The 26263-nt window shown below is 70.9% G+C and carries 25 protein-coding genes; 9 read left to right on the plus strand and 16 right to left on the minus strand.

Annotated elements, in window-relative coordinates; genetic code table 11:
• The first annotated feature begins 64 nt into the window (after nt 1–64).
• Nucleotides 65–991 (plus strand): hypothetical protein, encoded by a 927-nt coding sequence (locus ABT342_RS02460; RefSeq protein ID WP_351565814.1) that lies wholly within the window; start codon nt 65–67, stop codon nt 989–991.
• Nucleotides 992–1059: 68 nt separating this feature from the next.
• On the opposite strand, the gene ABT342_RS02465 is transcribed toward ABT342_RS02460, so the two are convergent.
• The gene (locus ABT342_RS02465; RefSeq protein WP_502965439.1) at nt 1060–3402 is read right to left on the minus strand and encodes a serine/threonine-protein kinase; all 2343 of its coding nucleotides are present in this window, start codon (nt 3400–3402) and stop codon (nt 1060–1062) included.
• Between the two features lie 309 nt (nt 3403–3711).
• Complete coding sequence (locus tag ABT342_RS02470) at nt 3712–5418, minus strand: glycerol-3-phosphate dehydrogenase/oxidase (RefSeq protein WP_351565817.1); 1707 nt, start codon at nt 5416–5418, stop codon at nt 3712–3714.
• 254 nt (nt 5419–5672) lie between these two features.
• Here ABT342_RS02470 and ABT342_RS02475 point away from each other — a divergent pair, with 254 nt between their 5' ends.
• Both ABT342_RS02475 and ABT342_RS02480 read left to right on the plus strand, forming a co-directional pair.
• The gene (locus ABT342_RS02475) at nt 5673–6914 is read left to right on the plus strand and encodes a nucleotide sugar dehydrogenase (protein ID WP_351565820.1); all 1242 of its coding nucleotides are present in this window, start codon (nt 5673–5675) and stop codon (nt 6912–6914) included.
• Between the two features lie 118 nt (nt 6915–7032).
• On the plus strand, nt 7033–7518 hold the full coding sequence (locus ABT342_RS02480; RefSeq protein WP_351565823.1) for a hypothetical protein: 486 nt from the start codon (nt 7033–7035) through the stop codon (nt 7516–7518).
• A 116-nt stretch (nt 7519–7634) separates the two neighbouring features.
• Here the strand turns inward: ABT342_RS02480 and ABT342_RS02485 are convergent, their stop codons facing one another.
• From ABT342_RS02485 to ABT342_RS02500, 4 genes are all read right to left on the minus strand, one after another.
• On the minus strand, nt 7635–8759 hold the full coding sequence (locus ABT342_RS02485; RefSeq protein ID WP_351565826.1) for a GuaB3 family IMP dehydrogenase-related protein: 1125 nt from the start codon (nt 8757–8759) through the stop codon (nt 7635–7637).
• A gap of 128 nt (nt 8760–8887) precedes the next feature.
• A complete protein-coding gene (gene guaB / locus ABT342_RS02490; protein ID WP_351565829.1) occupies nt 8888–10390 on the minus strand; it encodes an IMP dehydrogenase in 1503 nt (500 codons plus the stop codon).
• A 127-nt stretch (nt 10391–10517) separates the two neighbouring features.
• Nucleotides 10518–11105, minus strand: a complete 588-nt coding sequence (locus tag ABT342_RS02495; RefSeq protein ID WP_351565832.1) for a sigma-70 family RNA polymerase sigma factor — start codon at nt 11103–11105, stop codon at nt 10518–10520.
• Between the two features lie 241 nt (nt 11106–11346).
• Nucleotides 11347–11958: a response regulator transcription factor gene (locus ABT342_RS02500; protein ID WP_003948568.1), complete on the minus strand. Its 612-nt coding sequence runs from the start codon at nt 11956–11958 to the stop codon at nt 11347–11349.
• 384 nt (nt 11959–12342) lie between these two features.
• On the opposite strand from ABT342_RS02500, the gene ABT342_RS02505 reads away from it, so the two are divergent.
• The gene (locus ABT342_RS02505; RefSeq protein WP_351565835.1) at nt 12343–12666 is read left to right on the plus strand and encodes a WhiB family transcriptional regulator; all 324 of its coding nucleotides are present in this window, start codon (nt 12343–12345) and stop codon (nt 12664–12666) included.
• Nucleotides 12667–12787: 121 nt separating this feature from the next.
• Here the strand turns inward: ABT342_RS02505 and ABT342_RS02510 are convergent, their stop codons facing one another.
• Complete coding sequence (locus ABT342_RS02510; RefSeq protein WP_351565838.1) at nt 12788–13678, minus strand: LysR family transcriptional regulator; 891 nt, start codon at nt 13676–13678, stop codon at nt 12788–12790.
• A gap of 80 nt (nt 13679–13758) precedes the next feature.
• Here ABT342_RS02510 and ABT342_RS02515 point away from each other — a divergent pair, with 80 nt between their 5' ends.
• The 4 genes from ABT342_RS02515 (at nt 13759) to ABT342_RS02530 (ending at nt 17281) form a co-directional block, all read left to right on the plus strand.
• Complete coding sequence (locus ABT342_RS02515) at nt 13759–14430, plus strand: MOSC domain-containing protein (RefSeq protein WP_351565841.1); 672 nt, start codon at nt 13759–13761, stop codon at nt 14428–14430.
• 107 nt (nt 14431–14537) lie between these two features.
• Entirely contained in the window at nt 14538–15311 is a 774-nt protein-coding gene (locus ABT342_RS02520) for an SDR family NAD(P)-dependent oxidoreductase (protein WP_351565844.1), read from the plus strand.
• Between the two features lie 177 nt (nt 15312–15488).
• On the plus strand, nt 15489–16538 hold the full coding sequence (locus ABT342_RS02525; RefSeq protein WP_351565847.1) for a hydroxyacid dehydrogenase: 1050 nt from the start codon (nt 15489–15491) through the stop codon (nt 16536–16538).
• Nucleotides 16539–16588: 50 nt separating this feature from the next.
• A complete protein-coding gene (locus ABT342_RS02530) occupies nt 16589–17281 on the plus strand; it encodes an ester cyclase (protein WP_351565850.1) in 693 nt (230 codons plus the stop codon).
• Nucleotides 17282–17401: 120 nt separating this feature from the next.
• Here the strand turns inward: ABT342_RS02530 and groL are convergent, their stop codons facing one another.
• The 3 genes from groL to ABT342_RS02545 all read right to left on the minus strand — a co-directional run bounded on the left by groL (nt 17402) and on the right by ABT342_RS02545 (nt 20702).
• Nucleotides 17402–19030: a chaperonin GroEL gene (gene groL, locus ABT342_RS02535; protein ID WP_351565853.1), complete on the minus strand. Its 1629-nt coding sequence runs from the start codon at nt 19028–19030 to the stop codon at nt 17402–17404.
• A 162-nt stretch (nt 19031–19192) separates the two neighbouring features.
• The gene (groES, locus tag ABT342_RS02540) at nt 19193–19501 is read right to left on the minus strand and encodes a co-chaperone GroES (protein WP_015035628.1); all 309 of its coding nucleotides are present in this window, start codon (nt 19499–19501) and stop codon (nt 19193–19195) included.
• Nucleotides 19502–19766: 265 nt separating this feature from the next.
• Complete coding sequence (locus ABT342_RS02545) at nt 19767–20702, minus strand: polysaccharide deacetylase family protein (RefSeq protein WP_351565856.1); 936 nt, start codon at nt 20700–20702, stop codon at nt 19767–19769.
• 109 nt (nt 20703–20811) lie between these two features.
• Between ABT342_RS02545 and ABT342_RS02550 the strand changes: the two genes are divergently transcribed.
• Nucleotides 20812–21993, plus strand: a complete 1182-nt coding sequence (locus ABT342_RS02550; RefSeq protein ID WP_351565858.1) for a THUMP-like domain-containing protein — start codon at nt 20812–20814, stop codon at nt 21991–21993.
• Nucleotides 21994–22009: 16 nt separating this feature from the next.
• On the opposite strand, the gene ABT342_RS02555 is transcribed toward ABT342_RS02550, so the two are convergent.
• The 6 genes from ABT342_RS02555 to tsaB form a co-directional block, all read right to left on the minus strand.
• Nucleotides 22010–22660 (minus strand): hypothetical protein, encoded by a 651-nt coding sequence (locus ABT342_RS02555; RefSeq protein ID WP_351565861.1) that lies wholly within the window; start codon nt 22658–22660, stop codon nt 22010–22012.
• Between the two features lie 87 nt (nt 22661–22747).
• Entirely contained in the window at nt 22748–23596 is an 849-nt protein-coding gene (locus ABT342_RS02560; RefSeq protein ID WP_351565864.1) for a polysaccharide deacetylase family protein, read from the minus strand.
• Nucleotides 23597–23688: 92 nt separating this feature from the next.
• Nucleotides 23689–23946, minus strand: coding sequence for a hypothetical protein (locus ABT342_RS02565; protein WP_351565867.1), 258 nt, complete (start codon nt 23944–23946; stop codon nt 23689–23691).
• Nucleotides 23943–25040 (minus strand): tRNA (adenosine(37)-N6)-threonylcarbamoyltransferase complex transferase subunit TsaD, encoded by a 1098-nt coding sequence (gene tsaD / locus ABT342_RS02570; protein ID WP_351565870.1) that lies wholly within the window; start codon nt 25038–25040, stop codon nt 23943–23945. The genes ABT342_RS02565 and tsaD overlap by 4 nt, the downstream gene beginning before the upstream one ends.
• Nucleotides 25033–25566: a ribosomal protein S18-alanine N-acetyltransferase gene (gene rimI / locus ABT342_RS02575; RefSeq protein ID WP_502965440.1), complete on the minus strand. Its 534-nt coding sequence runs from the start codon at nt 25564–25566 to the stop codon at nt 25033–25035. Before rimI ends, tsaD begins: the two co-directional genes overlap by 8 nt.
• Entirely contained in the window at nt 25563–26216 is a 654-nt protein-coding gene (gene tsaB, locus ABT342_RS02580) for a tRNA (adenosine(37)-N6)-threonylcarbamoyltransferase complex dimerization subunit type 1 TsaB (protein ID WP_351565873.1), read from the minus strand. Before tsaB ends, rimI begins: the two co-directional genes overlap by 4 nt.
• Between the last annotated feature and the right edge of the window lie 47 nt (nt 26217–26263).

Genomic DNA, 26263 nt, shown 5'->3' on the forward strand with positions numbered 1-26263 from the left:
CCGAAGCCGGAAGCCGGAAAGCAGCAACCGGAAACCCGCCCGGCCCGAAGGAAATCGCAGGGACATGAACCATCGATCGCACACCCGGATCACCGCTTCGACGCTCGCTCTGCTGGCCCTCTCCGTGTCCCTCGTCGCCTGCGCCGACCGATCGGATGCGCCGACGGAGCGCGGTCCCGGTCCCACGGCCGCAGGAAGCGGAGCCCCGGCTCCGAAGCAGGCCGCCTTCACCTTCTCGATGCCGCTCGACCAGTACGCCCTGAGTCCGCAGGACAAACTCCTCCTCGACCGGGCCGAGATCAAGCTCCAGGAGGCGTGCGTGCGGCGCTTCGGCGCACCCGCGCTGCCGCCCCGAAACCCGGAGCGGGGCTCGGCACAGGCTGAGGCGAGCCGCCGTTACAGCCTGACCGACGCACGGGCGGCGGCGCGGAACGGCTACCAGGTCGCCGATGCCACCGGCCCGGATCCCGCCTCCCTCCCCCAGCCGAGCGCCCTCCAGTCCATGCTGCTGTCCGGGAAGGGCGCGGACGCCAAGCCGGTCAAGGAGTACCAGGGAATTCCCGTGCCGAGCGGGGGCTGCTACGGCGAATCGAAGCGGAAGGTCTACGGGGACCATTACGGGCAGCGCGGCAGAGAGATCGCCCAGAGCATCGATTTCGACAGTTACAAGGCGTCTCTTGAGGACCCGCGCGTCAAGAGCGCATTCGCCGACTGGTCCGGGTGCATGAAACGGCACGGGCACACATACGCGTCCCCCCTCGCGGTGACGGACGATCCCGCGTTCTCCGACCCCACGGCCGACGAGCGGGAACGAGCCGTCGCGAAGGCCGATGTCACCTGCAAATTCGAGGTCGGGCTGCCGAAGACCTGGCATGCGGTCGAGTCCGCCATCCAGCAGGGGCTGATCAAGAAGGAAAGCTCCGCGCTGGACAGCCTCGCGGCCAGTCAGAAGAAGATCGTGGCCGGAGCCCGCAAGATCCTGAGTTCCTGACCCTCGAATACCTGACCCCGGTCCTGCCGAGGCGCACCTCTGCAGGACCGGGGACGGGGAACAGGTTTTCAGGAACGGGGCTGGAAGGTATCGAAGAAGGCCTTCAACGTGGCCGTGGTCTCGGGCTTCGTCCAGTCATCCGCACGGGCGGTGAACATGATCCCGTAGCCGAGCCCCTTGTTGACGACGAATCCCCGGTCCAGGGACCGGTAGCGCGTGCCGTCTTCCTTGAAGGTGAACTCCCAGTCGGCAGAGTTCCATCCACGGTAGGCGACGGCCTCTATCTTGATGCGCTTGTATCCGTCGCGGCGCATCCAGCCCTCCTGACGAATCCAGTCGGCGACCGGATTGTCCTTCGGTGACGTGGTCCAGCCCACCAGCAGGCGCTGTCCGTCGGGCCCCTCGAACCGTGCGCCCGCGCTGTCGGTCTTGGTGAACTTCCAGCCTTCCGGCAGCCCGATGGAGAACCCCTGTGCGTGCCGGTACGCGACCGTGGGCAGCGGCGCGGAGCCGGTCTTGCCCCCGGCGCCGGTTCCGCCGCTGGTCTTGCCCGTGCCCGGGGTACCGGCGCCCGGAGTGCCGGTGCCCGCGTCACCGTCCGCCGAGGGGCCCGCGGACACTGCGGGCTGCTTCCCGTCGCCGCTCTTGCCCTTGTCCCCCGGCACCGTGCCGGGGGCCGAGGCCGACGGACGCGAACCGGTGTTGGCCTGCTCGTCGCCGTCACCACTGAGGTTGTACGCGAGCACGCTGCCGAGCACCACGAGCACGGCGACCACCGCGATGATCACCAGCGTGCGCTTGGGCACCACATCGGTCAGCGACGCGCGCACGGGGGCCGGCCGTGTGGGCGCGGGCGCCGGCTCGGGCTTCGGCTCGGGCTTCGCCGCCGCGTTCCGTACGGAGCGAAGCGCGCCGCGGACCCGCTCGGCCGCCGCGTCGGCGGCCTCCTTCGCTCGGTCCCTGGCCGGGGCGGTGGGCTCCGGCGGCACGGGCGGCAGCGCCACCACCCGGGTCGCCTCGGGCGAGGGCTCCGGCTCGGCCCGCGACTCCGGCGCATGGATGACGTCCATGAGCAGCGCCCGCGCGCCCGCGTCGTCGAGCCGGTTCGCCGGGTCCTTGGCGAGCAGGCCGTAGATGACCTCCTCCAGCGGGCCCGCGTTCTTCGGCGGGTCCAGCGGCTCGGTCATAACGGCGGTCAGGGTCGCGATGGCGGAGCCCTTGTCGTACGGCGGGCAGCCCTCGACGCTCGCGTACAACAGGCCGCCGAGCGACCACAGGTCGGCGGCGGGTCCGGGCTTGTGGCCGCGGGCGCGCTCCGGCGAGATGTACGAGGGCGCGCCGACGAGCATGCCGGTGGAGGTGATGGACGGGTCACCCTCGACCTGGGCGATACCGAAGTCGGTGAGGACGACCCGCCCGTCCTCGGCGATCAGCACGTTGGACGGCTTCACGTCGCGGTGCAGGATGCCCTCGCGGTGCGCGGACCGCAGTACGTCGAGGATGGCCAGCCCGACCTCTGCCGCCCGCCGGGGCGTCAGGATGCCGTCCTCTCGGACGGCTTCGGCGAGCGATTTGCCCTCGATGAGCTCCATGACGATCCACGGCCGGTCGTCCTCGTCGACGACGTCGTACACCGTCACCGCGCCGTTGTTACGGATCCTGGCGATCGCCTTCGCCTCGCGCAGCGTACGCGTGATGAGGCGTCGCTTCTCCTCCTCGTCGATGGCGTTGGGGAAGCGGAGTTCCTTCACGGCGACCGTGCGGCCGAGCGTCTCGTCCACGGCCCGCCATACGGTGCCCATGCCGCCGCGCCCGAGGACCCCGCCCAGCCGGTACCGCCCGGCCAGCAGCCGCCCCTCGCCGACCTTCCCGCCCCGCGAGGCACCGGTGCCCGCCTTGCCGGAGCCGGACGCGCCAGAGGCACCCTTGCCCGAAGCGCCCGTGGCCGACGCGCCCTTGGTGGGAGCACCCTTGCCGGACACGTCCGACACCGCTGCCTGCCTGGCGGAGCCGTCCTTGGCGGCGGCATCCCTGGGGGACCCGTCCTTGCCGGAGTCGGCCTTGGCGAAGGCATCCCCCGCCGAAGCGCTCCCGGCGGACGCGTCCGGCTCGGTCGCGCCCTTGCCCGCGGCACCCTTGACGGGGCCGTCGCTCACCGGACCGCCATCGCCCGCAGCGTCCTTGACGAGGTCGTCCCCGACCGCGTCCTCCGGTGTCCCATCGGCCCCTTCGGGCTTCGGACCGGTGGCCCGGCCGGACTCCTCCGACCCGGTGGCGCGTCCGTCGGCGCCCGGCTCCGCGGTGTCCTTCACGGCATCGTCCGCACGCGTCTCGTCTTCGTGTGCGACAACGTTTCCGGCATCGCGCAGGGGCTCCGGTGCCGTGTCCCGCGACTGCTTCGCCTCCGACATGCGTCCCCTCTGCGATCCCTGATCCTCGCCCGCGCCTGCCGCTTCCTGCGCGGTGCGGCAACCCGCCCTGGAAGAGCCCCCATTGTCTCTCATTCCAGGACCGGCGATTCTCCCGGGTCCACCGACGGGCGCCACGACCACGCGCGCCGGCCGTCGACCCGCTGGTCACCGCCCTATTGGCACGGGAGATCGGCTCCCGAACAGGTCACCACCCCCTTACACGATCCTGGCTCGGCAACGGTTTCGTTCCGGGACAGTTCCGGCGGCAGCCGGAGGCAACGGCCCTGCCCGAAACGCGGCATGCGTCCGTCAGGTCGGCACGATGTCCGGCGCCCCCAGCCGCGCCGCGTCCGCCGTCAGATCGTCCGGCTGCCGCTGCGACTCCCGCTCCGCCTCCACCCGCTTCTCGTAGTGCTCCACTTCCTTCGCGATGTGCTCCTTGTCCCAGCCGAGCACCGGCGCCATGAGCTCCGCGCACTCCCGCGCGCTGCGCGTCCCCCGGTCGAACGTCTCGATGGAGATCCGGGTCCGTCGCGTGAGCACGTCGTCGAGGTGGAGGGCGCCCTCGTGCGATGCGGCGTAGACGACTTCGGCCCGCAGATAGTCATCGGCGGCGGACAGCGGCTCACCGAGCCCCGGGTCGGCCGCGATCAGGTCCAGCAGCTCCTCGACCATGGAGCCGTAGCGGCCCAGCAGATGCTCCACGCGGGCCACATGCAGGCCCGTGCGCGCCGCGATCCTCGCCCGCGCGTTCCACAGCGCGCGGTAGCCCTCGGCGCCCATCAGCGGCACGTCCTCCGTGACGCAGGCCGCCACCCGCTGGTCCAGGCCGTGCACGGCCGCGTCCACCGCGTCCTTGGCCATCACCCGGTAGGTCGTGTACTTGCCCCCGGCGACAACGACCAGGCCGGGCACCGGATGCGCGACCGTGTGCTCGCGGCTGAGCTTGCTCGTCGCGTCCGACTCGCCCGCGAGCAGCGGACGCAGGCCCGCGTACACCCCCTGGACGTCATCGCGTGTGAGCGGCACGGCCAGCACCGAATTGACGTGCTCCAGCAGATAGTCGATGTCCGCGCTGGATGCCGCCGGATGGGCCTTGTCCAGGTCCCAGTCGGTGTCGGTCGTCCCCACGATCCAGTGCCGCCCCCAGGGGATGACGAAGAGCACGGACTTCTCGGTGCGCAGGATGAGCCCGGTGGTCGAATGGATCCTGTCCTTCGGGACGACGAGATGGATGCCCTTGGACGCGCGGACATGGAACTGCCCGCGCTCACCGATCAGCGCCTGGGTGTCGTCCGTCCACACCCCCGTGGCGTTGACGATCTGCTTCGCCCGGACCTCGTACTCCCCTCCCGTCTCCACGTCCTGCACACGGGCGCCGACGACCCGCTCTCCCTCGCGCAGAAAGCCGATCACCCGGGCCCGGCTGGCGACCTGCGCCCCGTAACTGGCCGCCGTGCGCACCAGGGTCGCCACATAGCGGGCGTCGTCCATCTGGGCGTCGTAGTACTGCAGGGCGCCCACCAGGGCGCCCTTCTTGAGGCAGGGCGCGACCCGCAGGGCGTGCTTGCGGGAGAGGTGGCGGTGGACGGGCAGACCCCGGCCGTGGCCGGAGGACACCGACATCGCGTCGTACAGCGCGACGCCCGATCCGGCGTACAGCCGCTCCCAGCCCTTGTGCTGGAGCGGATAGAGGAACGGCACGGGACGGACCAGATGGGGGGCGAGCCGCTCCAGCAGCAGTCCGCGCTCCTTGAGCGCCTCCCGCACCAGGGCGAAGTCCAGCATCTCCAGATAGCGCAGCCCGCCGTGGATGAGCTTGCTGGACCTGCTCGACGTGCCCGAGGCCCAGTCCCGCGCCTCGACCAGTCCGGTGAGAAGTCCACGCGTCGCGGCGTCCAGCGCGGTGCCGGCGCCGACCACGCCCGCGCCGACCACCAGCACGTCCAGCTCACGCTCCGCCATCGCGGCGAGTGCCCCGGCGCGCTGCGCGGGTCCCAGTGTCGCTGTCCTCACGGTGCCTCCCGTCGCCCCGGTCCTGCGTCAGGGCTCGTGTTGTCGGGCTCACACACTCGATTCTGTCCGCACTCCCCGACTTCAGCCACCGCCTGTGGACAACACTCGGGCGGCCAGACACCCACAATCCAGCAAATCGGTCATATTTACTCCTAGTCTGACATTGCGCCCGCTCGTTCTGTCCACAGGACTTGCGGGTGGCGTCCCCTTCGGCTACTGGGAGCTTCGGCTACCGGGAAGGACGGCTCACCGCCATGCCCGCAGATCTCGCCGTCATCGGACTCGGCCACCTAGGACTCCCGCTCGCCCAAGCCGCCGTAGCCGCCGGCATCGAGACGATCGGCTACGACACCGACCCCCGCCCGGTCGCCGAACTCGCAGCCGGACGCCCGCCCGTGGTCGGCTCTCTCAGCGCCTCCGAGATCCGCCGGATGCTCTCGGGCGGCTTCCGGCCCACCAGCAATCCCGCCGAGCTGGGCCGGGTCCGTACCGCCGTCATCTGTGCCCCCACCCCCCTCGGCGCGGACCGGTCGCTCGACCTCACCGCCGTCGCCGACGCCGCCCGCGCCCTGGCCGGGCGACTCCGCCCGCGTACGACCGTCATCCTCGAATCCGCCGCCGAGCCCGGCACCACGGAGAGTTACCTGCGGCCGATCCTCGAACAGGGTTCCGGGCTGCGCGCGGGCCGCGACTTCCACCTCGCGTACTCCCCCAGCCGGCTCGACCCCGGCAACCGCACCCACGGCTACACCAACACCCCCAAGGTGATCGGCGGACTCACCCCCGCCTGCACCGAATCCGCCGCCGCGTTCTACGCCCGCGTCACGGACAAGGTGGTCCGTGCCCGTGGCCCGCGCGAGGCCGAGACCGTCAAGCTGCTCGAAACGAACTTCCGGCACGTCAACATCGCCCTCGTCAACGAGATGGCGGTGCTCTGCCACGATCTGGGCGTCGACCTCTGGGACGTCATCCGCTGCGCCGAGACCAAGCCGTACGGCTTCGAGGCCTTCCGCCCCGGCCCCGGCGTCGGCGGCCACGGCGTCCCCCTCGACACGGTCGGCCCCCACCGCGGCCTGCGCCTGGTCGAGCTCGCGGGACAGGTCAACGAGCGCATGCCGCAGTACGTCATCCAGCGCGGCGCCACCCTCCTCAACGAGCACGGCAAGTCCGCCCGCGCGGCCCGGATCCTGCTGCTCGGCATCACCTACAAGCCGGACCTCGCCGACCTCCAGGGCTCCCCCGCCCCCGAGATCGCCCAGCGGCTCATCGAACTGGGCGCGTCCGTCAGCTACCACGATCCGTACGTCCCCGACTGGCGCGTCCGCGACCGGCCGGTCCCCCGCGCGGACTCCCTCTACGAGGCCGCCGCCAACGCCGACCTGACGATCCTGCTCCAGCACCACCGCACGTACGACCTCCAGGGCCTGGCGGTCAAGGCGCAGCTGCTCCTGGACACCCGCGGTGCCTCCCCCGCGGGCGCGGCACACCGCCTGTGAGGACTCCCCGGGCCACCGCCCGGGGAATCGGTGTGTGCGACGCCGGACCGTAGTGCTAGCCTCCAGCGCCACCTCGTCGCACACTCGTGCGTTTCTACGTCCCTGGGGGGATACCAGCATGTCCCAGTCCGTTCCGCCGCCCGGCAACCCCTTCGCCGAAGGCGCCGCGCCCGCCCCGGCGCCCGTACCGACCGCGCCGGCACGCGGCAATCTCGCCCTCGGCGTGGTGGTCGCCCTGGTCGCGGCGCTCGTCGCGGCCGGCGTCTACGGCGGTATCGCCGGATCGATCGAGCGGGAGATCGGCTGGGCCGCCATCGGCGTCGGTTTCCTGACCGGCTTCGCCGCCTCCAAGGTCGGCGGCCGTGGTCCGGTCCTGCCCGTCGTGAGCGCGGTGTTCTCCCTCGGCGCGGTCTACCTCGGCCAGATCCTCGCCCTCGCGATCATCGCCGCCGAGGAGCTGAACGTCTCCACGACCGAGATGCTCTTCGAGAACTTCTCGCTGCTGACGGAGGCCTGGAACGTCGGCAAGGAGTTCATGACCTTCGTGTTCTTCGCTCTGGCCGCCGTCGCCGCGTTCGGAGGCGCCAAGAAGGGCGCGGAGTGACGATCGCTCCGCCCACCGGCTGACCGTCGGCCGCGTACGAGGACGAGGGGCCCCGCACCGTGCAGGTGCGGGGCCCCTCGTCCTCGTACGGATGCCGACCGGATGCCGGCCTGCGGTCAGCGCTTGTGCTGCGCGTCCGCGACCGTCACCTCGACGCGCTGGAACTCCTTGAGCTCGCTGTAGCCCGTGGTCGCCATGGCCCGCTTCAGGGCGCCGAAGAAGTTCATCGAGCCGTCCGGGGTGTGCGAGGGGCCGGTCAGGACCTCCTCCGTCGTCCCGACGATGCCCAGGTCGACCAGCTTGCCGCGCGGCACGTCCTCGTGGACGGCCTCCATGCCCCAGTGGTGGCCGCGGCCGGGCGCGTCCGTCGCACGGGCCAGCGGGGAGCCGATCATGACGGCGTCCGCACCGCAGGCCACGGCCTTCGGGAGGTCGCCGGACCAGCCCACGCCGCCGTCGGCGATGACGTGCACGTACCGGCCGCCGGACTCGTCCATGTAGTCGCGGCGCGCCGCGGCGACATCCGCCACCGCCGTCGCCATCGGGACCTGGATGCCCAGAACGTTACGGGTGGTGTGCGCGGCGCCGCCGCCGAAGCCCACCAGGACGCCCGCCGCGCCCGTACGCATCAGGTGCAGGGCCGCCGTGTAGGTCGCGCACCCACCCACGATGACCGGAACGTCCAGCTCGTAGATGAACTGCTTCAGGTTCAGCGGCTCGGCGGCACCCGACACGTGCTCGGCCGACACAGTCGTGCCGCGGATGACGAAGATGTCCACACCCGCGTCCACGACCGCCTTGGAGAACTGGGCGGTGCGCTGCGGCGAGAGCGCGGCGGCCGTCACGACGCCGGAGTCCCGCACCTCCTTGATGCGCTGCCCGATCAGCTCCTCCTTGATCGGGGCGGCGTAGATCTCCTGGAGACGACGGGTGGCGTTCGCCTCGTCCAGCTCGGCGATCTCGTCCAGCAGGGGCTGCGGGTCCTCGTACCGGGTCCACAGGCCCTCGAGGTTCAGGACGCCGAGGCCGCCCAGCTCACCGATGCGGATGGCGGTCTGCGGGGAGACCACCGAGTCCATCGGGGCGGCCAGGAACGGCAGCTCGAAGCGGTAGGCGTCGATCTGCCACGCGATCGAGACCTCCTTCGGGTCCCGGGTGCGCCGGCTCGGTACGACGGCGATGTCGTCGAACGCGTACGCCCTGCGGCCGCGCTTGCCGCGCCCGATCTCGATCTCAGTCACGATGTGTGGCCTTTCCCTCTACGTCTGCGCCTACCAGTATCCCCGACGCACACGTCAGGGGCGGCTCCAGGAAGCCCCTGGAGCCGCCCCTCTCACTACGTGGACGACGCGGACGGTGTGTGCGCGGACTACTTACGGCTGTAGTTCGGCGCCTCGACGGTCATCTGGATGTCGTGCGGGTGGCTCTCCTTGAGGCCCGCCGACGTGATCCGTACGAACCGGCCGCGGTCCTGGAGCTCCGGCACCGTGCGCCCGCCGACGTAGAACATCGACTGGCGGAGACCGCCGACCAGCTGGTGCACGACCGCGGAGAGCGGGCCCCGGTAGGGCACCTGGCCCTCGATGCCCTCGGGCACGAGCTTCTCGTCGGAGGCGACGCCCTCCTGGAAGTAGCGGTCCTTGGAGAAGGAGCGCTGTTCACCGCGGGACTGCATGGCGCCGAGCGAGCCCATGCCACGGTACGACTTGAACTGCTTGCCGTTGATGAACATCAGCTCGCCGGGCGACTCCTCGCAGCCCGCGAGCAGGGAGCCGAGCATCACCGTGTCGGCACCGGCGACCAGGGCCTTGGCGATGTCGCCGCTGTACTGGAGGCCGCCGTCACCGATGACCGGGACGCCCGCCGCCTTCGCCGCGAGCGAGGCCTCGTAGATCGCGGTGACCTGCGGGACTCCGATGCCGGCGACGACGCGCGTCGTACAGATCGAGCCCGGACCGACACCGACCTTGATGCCGTCGACACCCGCGTCGATCAGCGCCTGGGCGCCGTCGCGGGTGGCCACGTTGCCGCCGATGACATCCACCGACGCGTTGGACTTGATCTTGGCGACCATGTCGCCGACCAGCCGGGAGTGGCCGTGCGCGGTGTCGACGACGATGAAGTCGACACCGGCCTCGATCAGCGCCTGGGAGCGCTCGAAGGCGTCACCGGCGACACCGACGGCGGCGCCGACGAGCAGCCGGCCGTCCTTGTCCTTCGCCGCGTTCGGGTACTTCTCCGCCTTGACGAAGTCCTTGACGGTGATGAGGCCCTTGAGAACGCCCTGGTCGTCGACGAGCGGCAGCTTCTCGATCTTGTGGCGGCGCAGCAGGTCCATCGCGTCCACGCCCGAGATGCCGACCTTGCCGGTGACCAGCGGCATCGGGGTCATGACCTCGCGGACCTGACGGCCGCGCTCGGACTCGAAGGCCATGTCGCGGTTGGTCACGATGCCGAGCAGCTTGCCCGCCTGGTCGGTGACGGGGACACCGCTGATGCGGAACTTGGCGCAGATCGCGTCGGCCTCGGCGAGCGTCGCGTCGGGGTTCACCGTGATCGGGTCCGAGACCATGCCGGACTCGGACCGCTTGACCAGGTCGACCTGGTTGGCCTGGTCGGCGATGGAGAGATTGCGGTGGAGGACACCGACACCGCCCTGGCGGGCCATCGCGATGGCCATCCGCGACTCGGTGACCTTGTCCATGGCGGCGGACAGCAGTGGGATGTTCACCCGGACGTTCTTCGAGATGAACGAGGAGGTGTCGATCTGGTCGGGCGCCATGTCCGACGCGCCCGGGAGCAGCAGCACGTCGTCGTAGGTCAGCCCGAGTGTCGCGAATTTCTCGGGCACTCCGTCGACGTTGGCAGTCATGACACCTTCCCCAAATGGCCTTGATCGGTGCGGATGTCCATGCTAACGGGATCCGCCCGTGTCTCATTCCACTACCAAGATCAGCGAGCAGATTTGTGTGTTCGTACGGACGACCCGTTGCCCCGGGCTACTGCTCGGCGAGCGCGCGCAGCCGGCTCAGCGCACGGTGCTGCGCCACCCGCACCGCACCCGGAGACATTCCGAGCATCTGCCCCGTCTCCTCGGCCGTCAGACCCACGGCCACCCGCAGCACCAGCAGCTCGCGCTGGTTCTCCGGGAGGTTGGCCAGGAGCTTCTTGGCCCACTCGGCGTCATCGCTGAGCAGGGCTCGCTCCTCGGGGCCGAGCGAATCGTCGGGGCGCTCCGGCATCTCGTCGGACGGAACGGCCGTGGAGCCGGGATGCCGCATGGCCGCCCGCTGGAGATCGGCGACCTTGTGCGTGGCGATGGCGAAGACGAACGCCTCGAAGGGGCGCCCGGTGTCCTTGTAGCGCGGCAGCGCCATGAGGACCGCGACGCAGACTTCCTGCGCGAGGTCCTCGACGAAGTGGCGAGCATCACCCGGCAGCCGGTTCAGCCGCGTGCGGCAGTAGCGCAGGGCGAGCGGGTGCACATGCGCGAGCAGGTCGTGTGTCGCCTGCTCGTCGCCTTCGACGGCACGGTGGACGAGTGCACCGATGGCCCCTGGGGGTGTCGCCGCCTCGTCGTCACGCATCGGTCCATGGTGCCTTGGCTGCCGCTGTTCCATGGCACCGTGTCCGTAGTTGTGCACCGAAGCGTTATGAGCAGGTGCGCCGGAAGTCATCCCCTGCGCCCTCCCCTTGTGCTCGACCGACTCGTCCCCGAGGAACTCCACAACTCAAGGATGCGGCATCGCGCGGGAAACATGCGCCCAAGCGCTCCGGTCGACCCGCCCACCCGGCGGCGGGCGGGGACGGCCGTACGCCCGGCACCGCTCAGCGGACCAGGCCCCAGCGGAATCCGAGCGCGACCGCGTGCGCCCGGTCCGAGGCGCCCAGTTTCTTGAACAGCCGCCTGGCGTGCGTCTTCACCGTGTCCTCGGAGAGGAACAGCTCGCGCCCGATCTCGGCGTTGGACCTGCCGTGGCTCATTCCCTCGAGCACCTGGATCTCGCGCGCGGTGAGCGTGGGCGCGGCGCCCATCTCGGCCGAGCGCAGTCTGCGCGGCGCGAGCCGCCAGGTCGGGTCGGCGAGCGCCTGGGTGACCGTGGCCCGCAGCTCGGCGCGCGAGGCGTCCTTGTGCAGATAGCCACGGGCACCGGCGGCGACGGCGAGCGCGACGCCGTCCAGGTCCTCGGCGACGGTGAGCATGATGATCCGGGCGCCGGGGTCGGCGGACAGCAGCCGGCGGACGGTCTCGACGCCGCCCAGTCCGGGCATGCGTACGTCCATCAGAATCAGGTCCGAGCGGTCGGCGCCCCAGCGGCGGAGGACTTCCTCGCCGTTGGCCGCGGTCGTCACGCGCTCTACGCCGGGCACGGTTGCGACCGCGCGACGGAGCGCCTCTCGGGCGAGCGGGGAGTCGTCGCAGACGAGGACGGATGTCATGGCCGCCCTCCGCAGCTGATGCGCGTCACCTTGAGCCTCCAGGCTGGTTACGTATCGTCACCTGTGCGGTTGACGCTCCCGGGCTCCTGCCCGAGCGCTTGTTCTCTCAACCGCCTCCGCCCTCTCAACGACGGTCACTCGAAAGAGTTACGGGTGCGGCGGGCACCTTCGGCACTCTACGTGAGGACCCGCGCACGAAGGAGAGCGACACAACTCACCGACGCATCATGTGGACGCTATGCCCCATTTAGCTGCTCTTCTTCCCTTTTTTCAGTGTCTGAGGCTAGATTCGCAATGAGTCATATTTACATCTACTTACACCGTGGATGTACGGTCGGAGCTTCAGGGCAAACCACTCAGCACGGCTACAAGGGGACATGCGCTATGGCAGATTTCTCCCGCCTTCCCGGACCGAATGCCGATCTGTGGGACTGGCAGCTGCTCGCGGCATGCCGTGGGGTAGACAGCTCACTCTTCTTCCACCCCGAGGGGGAGCGCGGCGCGGCAAGGAGTGCGCGCGAGAACTCAGCGAAAGAGGTCTGCATGCGGTGCCCGGTGCGCGCGGAGTGTGCGGCGCACGCGCTGGCAGTGCGGGAGCCCTACGGGGTATGGGGTGGCCTGACGGAGGACGAGCGTGAGGAGCTCATGGGGCGAGCGCGGAACCGACTGATCCCGGCGGCCGGGGCGGGCGGCGCGCCGCACGGCTGACACCCGGCCACCACTTTCGAAGAAACGTTCCTGCACCGTTCGGACCAGCGTCGGCCGGCAACAGTTCAGCGCCGTTGACAGTCATTGACAGCCGTTCACGGCCGTTCGCAGGTACGGACGTTCAGCGCGCCGCGGCCAGCGCGAGTTGGTCCAGGGTGGCCGCGACCGCGGGGACCTGGGCCAGATCGGGGAGCGTCAGCGCGACGATCTCGCGGTGCACGTACGGCTCCACGGCCACCGTGCGCGCGCCCTTGTGCAGCACCGACTCCAGCGCCAGCTCCGGCAGTACGGCCACGCCGAGCCCCGCGCCGACCAGTCCGACCACGGCCGGATAGTCGTCCGTGGCGAAGTCGATCCTGGGCGTGAACCCGGATTCCTCGCAGACCGCCACGAGTTGGCGGCGGCAGCGCGGGCAGCCCGCGATCCACGGCTCGTCCGCCAGATCGGCGATCGACAGCGCATCGGCGTCCGCGAGCCGGTGGCCCTCGGGCACCAGGCCCACGAGACGGTCGCTCAGCAGCGGCCGCACGACCAGGTCTTCCCACTCCGCGCCCCCGGTGCCGTACCGGAACGCGAGCGCCACATCGCAGTCGCCCTCCCGCAGCATCTCCTCCGAGCGCGGCGGCTCGGCCTCGACCAGTGAGACGCGGGTGCCCGGGTGGGCGGCGCGCAGGGCCGCGAGCGCGGTGGGCACGAGCGTGGAGCTGCCACTGGAGAACGAGACCAGGCGGACCCGGCCGGCACGCAGCCCCGCGATCGCCGCGACCTCCTCCTCCGCGGCGGTCAGCCCGGCCAGGATGCCGGCGGCGTGGCGCACCAGCACCTCACCCGCCTGGGTCAGGCGCATCTCGCGGCCGGTCCGGATCAGCAGCGGGGTCCCCGCGGCGCTTTCGAGCGCCTTCATCTGCTGGCTGACGGCCGGCTGGGTGCAGCCCAGCTCGCGCGCCGCAGCCGAGAAGGAACCGGTGGCGGCGACTGCGCGCAGGACACGGAGATGACGAGCCTCGATCACCCCTTGAGCATAAGGGAGCCTTGGGTGACAAGCGAATTATTCAATGGATGCTTTGACACTGCTCGGTTAGCGTCGACCGTATGAAGCTTCTGTCTGTGAATGCGGGACGGCTCACGGCCGTCGAGTACACCGACTCCGCGTCCGGGCTCACCGGTGTGGACAAGCGTCCGGTCGACGGCCCCGTACGGGTCTTCGCGCCCGGCCCGACGGGCGTGGCCGGGAGCGGCGTCGAGGGCGATTCGGTCAGCGACCTGCGGTTCCACGGGGGCAACGACCGAGCCGTGACCGCCTTCGCGCGCGAGGACCTCGACGACTGGGAGCGGGAGCTCGGACGGCCGCTGGCCAACGGGGGGTTCGGCGAGAACCTCACGACCACCGGTCTCGATGTGAACGGCGCGCTCATCGGCGAGCGCTGGCGCGTGGGCTCCGAGGGGGTCGTACTCGAAGTGACCGGCGGCCGTATCCCCTGCCGTACGTTCCAGGGACACGTGGGCGTGCCCGGCTGGGTCAGGCGCTTCACCCGGGCGGGGGCGCCGGGCGCGCTGCTGCGCGTGATCGAGCCCGGCCCGGTCCAGGCGGGCGACCCGGTCGAGATCGTGCACCGGCCGGACCACGACATCACCGTCGCCCTGCTGTTCCGTGCCGCAACGGTGGAGCGCACGCTGCTGCCACGCACGCTGGTGGCGGCCGAGTGGATGGAGTCCGGGCTGCTGGCCACGGCGCGGGAGTACGCCGCCAAGTACGCCTCGTAGCAAAGCCGCCGACTTCGCCGCAAAGCACGCGTGCGCAAAGCCCCCGGCTTGGCCACAAAGCACGGCTCGCGGGGAAGCCCCCGGCGCGGGGCACTAACGTGCCGCGTATGACGACAGCACTGATTACGGGCGCGACCGCGGGCATCGGGGCCGCCTTCGCGCGGCGGCTCGCGGCGGACGGACACGATCTGGTCCTGGTGGCACGAGCCACCAAGCGGCTCCAGGAGCAGGCCACCGAGCTCCACGACCGGCACGGCATCGAGGCGGAGGTGCTCACCGCCGATCTGGCCGAGGAGGACGGGATCACCGCGGTCGAGGCGCGGCTCGGCGACCGCAAGCGCCCGGTGGACCTCCTGGTGAACAACGCCGGGTTCGGCAACAAGGGCCGGTATCTGGAGGTGTCCATGGCCGATGAGCTGAGGATGCTGAAGGTGCACTGCGAGGCGGTGCTGCGCCTCACGTCCGCGGCGGCCGAGCCGATGCGGGAGCGGGGCAGGGGCGGGGTGGTGAACGTGGCGTCGGTGGCCGCGTTCGTACCGCGCGGGACGTACGGCGCGTCCAAGGCGTGGGTCGTGCAGTTCACCCAGGGCGCGGCCAAGGACCTGGCCGGTACGGGGGTGCGGCTGATGGCCCTGTGCCCCGGGTTCGTACGGACCGAGTTCCACGAGCGGGCCGGTATGGGGACCGACAACATCCCGGGCTGGATGTGGCTGGACGCGGACAAGCTGGTGGCGGCGGCGGTCGCGGATCTCGCGCGCGGCAAGACGCTGTCCATTCCGGACCCCCGGTACAAGGCGCTGATGGGCGTGACGAAGCTGGTGCCGCGCAATCTGCTGGGCGGGGTCAGCTCGAAGGCCGGCCGCAAGTACGGCCCGAAGTGACCGGGCAACCGGTGACCGAGCCACCGATGACCGAGTAGCCATTGATCGAGTAACCACTGACCGAGTAACCACAGCGGAACCAGCCGAAGCAGTCCCATGGCAGTGCACCCCCCACACACGACAGTCAGCTGACGCGTCAGCAGCTCCCAACCCCCTGTGAGGAGCCCGACTTCCACCATGCACCACGCCACTGACAATGCCGCCGATTCCCCGGACGGACGGCCGTCCGTCCTGCTGGCCATGGGCCCCGGCGTCGCCGAGCGCCTGCTCACCGACGACCACCGCGCCCGCCTCGCCTCCCTCGCGCGCACCGATCCGCGTCTCGTCGCCCACGACCTGACCGCCCCCTCCCCCGCCGTCGCCGCCGCGCTCGCCGAGGCCGACCTGCTGTTCACCTGCTGGGGAGCGCCTCCGCTCGACGCGCGCGTGCTGGCGGCGGCGCCCCGCCTGCGCGCGGTCGTCCACGCCGCCGGATCCGTCAAGCACCACATCACCCCGGCCTGCTGGGACCGCGGAATGACCGTCGCCTCCGCCGCCGCGGCCAACGCCCTGCCCGTGGCCGAGTACACCCTCGGCGCGATCCTCTTCGCCAACAAGCGGGTCCTGCACACCCGTCGGCGCTACCGCGAGGTCCGCGCCGCCCACGACTGGCACCACGAGTTCGAGGGCGCCGGCAACTACGGCCGTACGGTCGGAGTCGTCGGCGCCTCCCGGATCGGGCGCCGGGTGATCGAGCTGCTGCGGCCCTTCGATCTGCGCGTCCTGCTCCACGACCCGTACGTCGACGACGCGGAAGCGGCTCGTCTCGGCGTCGAGGCGGTCCCGCTGGACGTGCTCTGCGCGCGCAGCGACATCGTCACCGTGCACGCCCCCGAGGTCCCGGCCACCCGGGGCATGATCGACGCCCGCAGGCTCGCGCTGATGCCGGACGGCGCGACCCTGATCAACACCTCGCGCGGCTCGCTCGTCGACCAGGAAGCGCTGCTCCCGGAGGTCACGTCCGGCCGGCTCTCCGCCGTACTGGACGTGACCGAGCCCGAAGTCCCGCCCGCCGACTCGCCGTTGTACGACCTGCCGAACGTGCTGCTCACCCCGCACATCGCGGGGTCACTCGGCCGTGAACTGCACCGGATGGCCGATCTGGCCCTGGACGAGGTCGAGCGGTTCGCGCGGGGGCTGCCGTTCGCCGATCCCGTAGAGCCCTCGGCCCTGGACCGCTCCGCATAAGGGCATTCCTCACTAAAATGGGCGTATCCCACCGCTCCTGGGGAGACACCATGACATTCGTACAGTTGATCGACTGCAAGACGGATCGTGTGGACGAGCTCAACCAGCTCATGGACACCTGGGTCGAGCAGACCAAGGGCAAGCGCACCGCCACCCACAGCCTCGTCGCGACGGACCGCTCCGACGCGACCCATGTGATCGAGATCGTCGAGTTCCCGTCGTACGAGGACGCGATGAAGAACTCGAACCTTCCCGAGACGGACCGCGTCTTCCAGGAGATGGTGGCCCTCTGCGACGGGATGCCGACCTTCACCGACCTGGAGGTCATCCGCGACGAGCAGCTGAACAAGGACATGTGCGCCAGGTTCTTCACCGACGCGCTCGCCGAAGACCCCGGGCGCCTCGACGGAATCCTCACCAGGGACTACCACGACCACGACCCGGCCAACACGCCGGACGTGATCGGCGTCGAGGCGTTCCGCCGCGAGGTCGGGACGTGGCGCGACGGCTTCGACTTCACCTTCACCATCGAGGACCAGATCGCCGAGGGCAACAGGGTGTGCACGCGCTGGACCTGGAACGGCACGCACAAGGGCGAGTTCCTGGGGCTGCAGGCCACGGGCAAGAAGGTGTCCATGCCCGGTACGACCGTTCACCTCCTGCGCGAGGGCATGATCTGCGAGGGCTGGTGGCAGTACGACCGGCTCGGGCTGATGGGTCAGCTGGAGGCACTGGAGATGTAGCGGCGGCCGGTCGCACCCACCCCGCACACGCGGCACCGCCCACTCGGCCCCGTACGGGGAAGGCCCCCGTTCCCTCTCCGGGAACGGGGGCCTTCTGGAGCAAGCCCTGAGCGGTGGGGCTCAGTGGGAGTGACCGTGGCCGTGGCCGTGGCCCGCGTCCGCCGACTCCTCTTCCTTCTTCTCCACCACGAGGGTCTCGGTGGTGAGCAGCAGGGAGGCGATCGACGCGGCGTTCTCCAGCGCGGAGCGCGTGACCTTGACCGGGTCGATGACGCCGGCCTTCACCAGGTCGCCGTACTCGCCGGTCGCGGCGTTGAAGCCGTTGCCCTTCTCCAGCTCCGCCACCTTGGAGGTGATGACGTAGCCCTCGAGGCCGGCGTTCTCGGCGATCCAGCGCAGCGGCTCGACGGCGGCGCGGCGGACGACGGCGACACCGGTGGCCTCGTCGCCCTCCTTGCCGAGGTTGCCCTCGAGCACCTTGACGGCGTGGACCAGCGCGGAGCCACCACCGGAGACGATGCCCTCCTCGACCGCGGCGCGGGTCGCGGAGATGGCGTCCTCCAGACGGTGCTTCTTCTCCTTCAGCTCCACCTCGGTGGCGGCGCCGACCTTGATCACGCACACGCCGCCGGCCAGCTTCGCGAGGCGCTCCTGGAGCTTCTCGCGGTCCCAGTCGGAGTCGGTGGTCTCGATCTCGGCCTTGATCTGGTTGACGCGGCCGGCCACGTCCTCGCTCTTGCCGCCGCCGTCGACGATCGTCGTGTCGTCCTTGGTGACGGTGACGCGGCGGGCGGAGCCGAGCACGTCCAGACCGGCCTGGTCGAGCTTGAGGCCGACCTCCTCGGCGATGACGGTGGCACCGGTGAGGGTGGCCATGTCCTGGAGCATCGCCTTGCGGCGGTCACCGAAGCCGGGGGCCTTGACCGCGACCGCGTTGAAGGTGCCGCGGATCTTGTTGACGACGAGGGTGGAGAGGGCCTCGCCCTCGACGTCCTCGGCGATGATCAGCAGCGGCTTGGAGCCACCCGCCTGGATGACCTTCTCCAGCAGCGGCAGCAGGTCCTGGATGGAGGAGATCTTGCCCTGGTTGATCAGGATGTACGGGTCGTCGAGGACGGCCTCCATACGCTCCTGGTCGGTCACCATGTACGGGGACAGGTAGCCCTTGTCGAAGGCCATGCCCTCGGTGAAGTCGAGCTCCAGGCCGAAGGTGTTGGACTCCTCGACGGTGATGACGCCGTCCTTGCCGACCTTGTCCATCGCCTCGGCGATGAGCTCGCCGACCTGCTGGTCCTGGGCGGACAGCGCGGCGACGGCGGCGATGTCGGACTTCTCCTCGATCGGACGCGCGGTGGCGATCAGCTCGTCGGAGACGGCCTTGACCGCGGCGTCGATGCCCTTCTTCAGGGCGGCCGGGGAGGCACCGGCGGCGACGTTGCGCAGACCCTCGCGGACCAGGGCCTGGGCGAGCACGGTGGCGGTGGTGGTGCCGTCACCAGCGATGTCGTTGGTCTTGGTCGCCACCTCCTTCACCAGCTGGGCGCCGAGGTTCTCGTACGGGTCCTCGATCTCGACCTCGCGGGCGATCGTGACACCGTCGTTGGTGATGGTGGGGGCACCGAACTTCTTGTCGATCACGACGTTGCGGCCCTTGGGGCCGATCGTCACCTTCACCGTGTCGGCAAGCTTGTTGACGCCGCGCTCAAGGGCGCGACGGGCGTCCTCGTCGAACTTCAGGATCTTCGCCATGGGAGCGATTCAGCCCTCTCGGAAAACTGGGTGAACGAAAAGCGCCCCGGGCGCCCGGCGATACGCGGGGCCCGGGGCGCTGATCAAAAGCAATGTGCTGCGGTACGGAGCGTCTGGAGGGAAGACCCCCGGCCCCGTCCTACGCGCGTCTTACTTCTCGACCTACTTCTCGACGATCGCGAGCACGTCGCGGGCCGAGAGGACGAGGTACTCCTCGCCGTTGTACTTCACCTCGGTGCCGCCGTACTTGCTGTAGAGCACGACATCGCCGGTCTTGACGTCGAGCGGCAGGCGCTCGCCGTTCTCGAAGCGGCCCGGGCCCACGGCCAGGACGACGCCCTCCTGGGGCTTCTCCTTGGCAGTGTCCGGAATGACCAGGCCAGAGGCCGTGGTCTGCTCGGCGTCGAGCGGCTGGACCACAATGCGGTCCTCGAGCGGCTTGATGGCAACCTTGGAGCTGGTGGTCGTCACGATCCGACCTCCCCCTTCGGAGATCTCACGGGGTTTGCTTGTCTGAGGTGGCGACCAGGTCGATCCGTCGTCGCGGGTGCCGGACCTGCCCGTCGCTGTGTTGGCACTCTCCAGTGGTGAGTGCCAGGGCCGAGACTATGACCGCGATTAGCACTCGGTCAAGCGGAGTGCCAATTCACTGCGCGGCGCGGCGTCTCGCGCGTACCCACGTTCGACCTCGCCCGGCCCCGCCCGGCCCCGCTCGACCCGTCCGGCCCCGCTCGGCCTACGGGACGTAGTCCTCCAGCCGCGCGACCGCGTACCCCTTGTCGGTCACGACCTTCATGACGTTGCGGATCATGTCCTCCATGGACCCCTTCCACTCCTTCTTGCCCCGGAAATGCGTGAGGATGATGTCGCCGGGATGCAAGTCCTTGTCCACCTCCCGCCACTCCATGCGGTCGGGGAACGCCTCCGCCGCCCACAGCGGCACGGCCTTCACCCCGCAGGACTGCGCCGCCTTCAGCGTGTCCTTGTCGTAGGCGCCGTACGGCGGACGGAAGAGCGAGGGACGCTCCCCGAAGCGCTTCTCGATCCTGTCCTGCTGCCCGCAGATCTCCTCCTTCTGCTCCTCGTACGAAAGCCCGCGCAGATAGCGGTGGTTGAGGGTGTGGTTGTGCAGGGCGACGCCGCGGTCCTGCATCTTCTCGAAGTACTCGTAGTCGTCGCGTACGACGTAGTCGCTGAGGAAGGCGCTGTAGGGGATCTTCAGCTGCCGCATCATCTTCACGAACTCGGGATCCTTCTCGACCCCGTCGTCGATCGTCAGGAAGACGATCTTCTCCTTGGTCGGGACGGTGGTGAAGACCGGCGGGAGCCCGCCGTGGCCGCCCGTGATCTCGAAGCCCTTGCGCGTGGTGATCCTCGGCTTCTCCTCCGGCGGCGGCGGTGCGGGCAGCGGGGTCTTCTTCAGCCCCCAGCGCCTGGCCGTCGCGTCGCGGGCGGCCCTGGCCCTCTTCGTACGTTCCACATACGCGGAGAGCGCACCGGCCGGGCCGACAGCCTGCGGCTGACCGGGGGCGGGCCTCGGGGGCCCGGCCGGGAGGGGGCCGCCGTGGCCGGGAGCGGGTCCGGGTGGTCTTTCGGTCGCACAGCCCGAGCCGGCCGCGGCGACGATCAGGGCGGAGAACACCACGCACCGCCCTCGCCACCCAATGGTCATTTTTCCTTTTTGTCGTACTAGCTGCATGGCGCCGCATCCTGTCAGCGCCGCTCCCCCGCGAGGGCCCGACACCACCGCCCGGCGCGCACCATCCCCCTGCTGGCCCACAATGGGCCGGGTGACCGATTTCGTTTTCCTCGGCCCCCTGCTCGGCGACGAGGGCCAAGCGCTGCTCGCCGAGCTGCGCGACCACGACCCGGCCCAGGAGCTGGCCCTCGCCACCCGGCTGCGCCGCGAGCACCCGGCCGAGCTGGTCTCGGCGGCGCTCGGGCAGGCGCGGCTGCGGCAGCGGGCGGTGGCGAAGTTCGGCGCCGAGGACGCGTACCGCATGTACTTCACCCCGAACGGGGTCGAGCAGTCGACGCGCGCCTCCGTCGCCGCGTACCGCGCCGCACGGTTCACGGAACTGGGCGTCCGCAGCGTGGCCGACCTGTGCTGCGGCAACGGCGGGGACGCGATCGCGCTCGCCCGCGCCGGCATCTCCGTCCTGGCGGTGGACCGCGACCCGCTCACCGCCGAGGTCGCCCGCGCGAACGCGGCGGCCCTCGGACTCGACGGGCTCGTCGAGGTCCGCTGCGCGGACGTCGCCGACGTCGACACCTCCGGGTACGACGCGCTCTTCGTCGACCCGGCCCGCCGGGGCGGACGCGGCCGGATCTTCGACCCCGAGGCGTACTCCCCGCCGCTGTCCTGGGCGATCGGGGCGGCGCGCACGGCCCGGTACGCCGCGCTCAAGGTCGCCCCCGGCATCCCGCACGAGGCGGTCCCCGAGGCCGCCGAGGCCGAGTGGATCTCGGACCACGGGGACGTGAAGGAGGCGGTGCTCTGGTTCGGCACCGGCACCGGCGCCCGCCGCGCGACCCTCCTGCCCGCCGGCGCGGGCCTCACCGGCCGCGGCCTGCCCGACCCGGCGGTCCGCAAGGTCGGCCGCTTCCTGTACGAGCCCGACGGCGCCGTCATCCGCGCCCATCTGGTGGCTGAGGCCGCCGAGGACCTCGACGGCGGACTGATCGACGAGACGATCGCGTACATCACGGCCGACGAACTGCGCCCGACGCCGTACGCCACCGCCTACGAGATCACCGACGAGCTGCCCTTCAACCTGAAGCGGCTCAAGGCCCTGCTGCGCGAGCGCCAGGTCGGCCATCTGACGGTGAAGAAGCGCGGCTCGGCGGTCGAACCGGAGGAGGTCCGCCGCAAGGTGAAGCCGAGCGGCCCGAACGCCGCGACGGTGTTCCTGACCCGGGTGGCGGGCGCGCCGACGATGCTGATCGGCCGGCCGGCCGGCTGACTCCGGCGACGGACCGTCAGCGGTGCGCGCCCCCGGGCGTGGCCGACGGCGGGACGGGGCTCGTCAGGCGGACCGCCCAACGGTAGTGCGCCACCGCCTTCGTGACGCCGTACAGCCCCGCCAGCCAGAAGATGACGCCCACCCCCATGCCGTACACGACCTCGCCGTACGTGGAGCTGCCGGGCCGGGCGCCCGCCGGGACCGCGAAGGAGAGCCACAGGCCCAGCAGGCCGAGCAGGAACGACACCAGCAGCCAGCTCAGGCTGCGCGCGGGCTCGCGGAAGCGGGCGTCGCCGGCCGGATCGCGGGTCAGGGCGGCCCACTGGCCGAGCAGTCGGCGCACCCTGATGTCGCGCCGGACGGCGAAGCCGGCGAGGACGACGAGCGGGACGAGAAGCACCGCGGCGATGGTGCCGAACATCCACGCGAAGATGAAGGTCAGCCCGTCGTCCGGACCGCCCGCCACCAGCCCTGCCCCCACGATCCCCCAGCCCAGCTGGAATCCCGCGACCACCAGCAGGAACAGCATCAGGCGCGGCACCCCGAGCAGCCGTCTGGTGAGGCCGCCGAGCACCGCGGCACGGTCGGCGATCAGGGCCTCGCGGTCGGGCCAGGCGCGTATTTCCTCGGGGGGCGGAGGCGGTGGCAGAGGGTTGCGTCGGGACATGCGTACGAGGCTATCGCCGCTGTTTCAGGGCCGGTTCGGCGGCACCACGATGGCCGTCGCAATGCGGTGTCCGGGAGCAGCCGGCCCTCAGAGGTAGTCCTCCAGGCGCGCCACCGTGAAGCCCTGCTCCTGGATCTTGCGCAGCAGGTTCGCCGTCATCTCGGTCATGGTCCGGCCCTTGAGCTCGTCCTGGCCGCGGAAGTGGGCGAGGACGATGTCGCCGGGGTGCAGCTTCTTGTCCGCGCGCTGGTACTGCATGTTCTCGATCTGCATGGACTCCCGCCACAACACGATCGCCTCGACTCCGCAGGCCTTGGCGGCGGCGCGGGTGTCCTCGTTCCAGTTGCCGTACGGCGGCCGGAAGAGGCGCGGCGTGGTGCCGTAGCGCTGCCCCAGCTTGTCCTGCTGGCCGCAGATCTCGCGCTTCTGCGCCTCGGGGCCGAGGGTGCGCAGGTTCGGGTGGGTCAGCGTGTGGTTGTGGACGCCGTTGCCGAGCTGCTGGAGGGAGGTGAAGTAGTCGTAGTCCGTGTTGATCGCGGAGTCGGTCAGGAACATCGAGAAGGGGACCTTCAGCTCCCGCATCATCTTGACGAACTCGGGGTCCTTCTCCGCCCCGTCGTCGAACGTCAGGAAGACGATCTTCTCCTTGGTGGGGATCTCGCTGATCACCGGCACCTGCGCACCCCCGGCCCCGAGGGGCTTCTTCGCGGGCGGGGCGGGCGGTTCGGCGAGCGGCGGGAGGCCCCACGCGTGGAAGGCGGCTTCCCTGGCCGCCGCCGCGCCGCCGGCATCGTCGCGCCGCTCCGGCGCCGGGGCGGACGCCGAGGGGGCGGCCCGGTCCGCGGCCGCCGACGGCTCCGTCGTACAGCCCGATATGAGCCCCGATACGAGAAGGGCGGCGCCCGCAAGCGCCGCTCCCGCGATCCGTCTGTCCACCCCTGCACCTCATGTCCGTACGCCGTCGAGCGATCCGCAAGGGATCCGCCCTGCTTGACGGCGAACAGACGTCCGAGGTTGCGTACGGCCGGCTACGGGCCGAGGGACTCGAAGCGCCAGCGGTGCACCGGACGCGTGATCAGGTCCGCGTCCGGCTCCGGCAGCTCCGGCAGTTCCGCGTCGTACGCGGCGTCCCACCAGGTCAGCACCAGCACCCGGTCCCCCGGCGCGCGGAAGATCTCGCGCCGTACGGGCTCACGCGCGAGTTCCTGCGCCCGCGCCCACTCCAGGAGTTCGGCGCCCCGGCCCTGGACCGCCCGCGCCTCCCACATCAGCGTGACGACGGTCATGAGTAAAGGTTGTCCTTGCTGACCTCGTGGACATGGTCATGGCCATGGGCGGCTCCGGGCACGTGCGGGTCCGTCACCGGCAGCGAGGAGTCCGCCGACAGGTCCCAGTCCGAGGCCGGGCGGTTGCGGGCCACCATCTCCGCGCCGAGCGCCGCGACCATCGCCCCGTTGTCGGTGCACAGCTTCGGACGCGGGACGCGCAGCCGGATCCCGGCCCGCTCGCAGCGCTCCTGGGCGAGCGCGCGCAGCCGCGAGTTCGCCGCGACGCCGCCGCCGATCATCAGGTGGTCGACGCCCTCGTCCTTGCAGGCCCGTACGGCCTTACGGGTCAGCACGTCCACCACGGCCTCCTGGAAGGACGCCGCGACGTCCCGTACGGGCACCTCCTCGCCCGCGTTGCGCTTGGCCTCGATCCAGCGGGCCACAGCCGTCTTCAGCCCGGAGAAGGAGAAGTCGTACGCCGGGTCGCGCGAACCGCTCAGCCCGCGCGGGAACGCGATCGCCGAGGGGTCGCCCTCCTTCGCCAGCCGGTCGATCACCGGGCCGCCGGGGAAGCCCAGGTTCAGCACGCGCGCGATCTTGTCGAAGGCCTCGCCCGCCGCGTCGTCGATCGTCGCGCCCATCGGCCGCACGTCGTTGGTGATGTCGGGCGCGAGCAGCAGCGAGGAGTGGCCGCCGGAGACCAGCAGCGCCATCGTCGGCTCGGGCAGCGGGCCGTGCTCCAGCTGGTCGACGCAGATGTGCGAGGCCAGGTGGTTCACCCCGTACAGCGGCTTGCCCAGCGCGTACGCGTACGCCTTCGCCGCCGAGACCCCCACCAGCAGCGCGCCGGCGAGCCCCGGGCCGGCCGTCACCGCGACGCCGTCGAGGTCGCGGGCGCTCACCCCGGCGTCCTTCAGGGCGCGCTCGATGGTGGGGACCATCGCCTCCAGGTGGGCGCGCGAGGCGACCTCCGGCACGACCCCGCCGAAGCGCGCGTGCTCGTCGACGCTGGAGGCGATCGCGTCGGCGAGCAGGGTCGTACCGCGGACGATGCCGACGCCCGTCTCGTCGCAGGACGTCTCGATGCCGAGCACGAGGGGTTCGTCAGCCATGGTTCTCAGATCCTTGTACGTGTACGTCGTCGTGAACGTGCAGTCGCATGACGAGGGCGTCGATGTTGCCGGGCTGGTAGTAACCGCGCCGGAAGCCGATGGGTTCGAAGCCGAAACGCTCGTACAGCTTCTGGGCGCGGGTGTTGTCGACGCGCACCTCCAGAAGCACCTCCTCGCATTCGAAGCGGGTGGCGTGCTGGAGCAGATCGGTCAGCAGCCGGGCGCCGAGTCCGGTGCCCCAGTGCTCGCGCGCGACGGCGATGGTCTGTACGTCGCCGAGTCCGCCGGCCGCCGCGAGACCCGCGTACCCGACGATCCGGCCGCCGCCGCGCCCCGCGGCGGCGCCGCTCTCGGCGGGGGTCACCGCGACCACGTAGCGGCGGGTGGCGCGCGGGCCCCGGGCGTGCGCCAGCTCGGACCAGAACATCCCGGGCGACCAGGCGTCCTCCGGGAACAGCTCGTGCTCCAGCTCCAGCACCGGCTCGATGTCCCACCACCGCATCTCGCGCAGCACGGCAGTACTCACTTCGGTGTGACCACCTTGTAGTTCTTCGGGACCTGGGCGTCCGGGCGGCGCAGATACAGCGGCCTGGGCGCGGGCAGTTCCTCGCCGGCGGCCAGTTTCTCGGCGGCGAGCGCGGCGAGCGCGGCGGCCGACTGGTGCTCGGGGCCGCGGGCGTCGGGGAAGACCTCGGGGTAGAGCAGCGCTCCGGCACCGACCGCCGGGAGACCGGCGACCTGCTCGGCGATCTCGGCGGGGCGGTCGACGGCCGGCTCGCCCACGCGCGTACGGCTGTCGTCGTAGCGCGCCCAGTAGACCTCCTTGCGGCGCGCGTCCGTCGCCACCACGAACGGCCCGTCGAGACCCGACGCGTAGGCGAGGCCGTCGAGCGTGCACAGGCCGTGGACCGGGACGCCGAGCGCCGAGCCGAACGTCGCCGCGGTCACGAGACCGACCCGCAGACCTGTGTACGGGCCGGGGCCGATGCCGACGACGAGGTCCGTGACGGCGTCGAGTTTCAGCCCGGCCTCGGCGAGGACGCGGTCGACGGCGGGCAGCAGCAGCTCCCCGTGCCGGCGGGCGTCGGTCGAGGTGGCCTCGGCGACGACGGAGGTGCCGTCGTGAAGGGCGACGGTGACGGCGGGAGTGGCGGTATCAACGGCGAGCAAGAGCACGCAAACAGCCTACGGCCCCGGCGCGGGGGGCACGGCGCCCCGTCCCG

This window comes from Streptomyces sp. NPDC000410 (assembly GCF_040300305.1).
GTDB lineage: Bacteria > Actinomycetota > Actinomycetes > Streptomycetales > Streptomycetaceae > Streptomyces.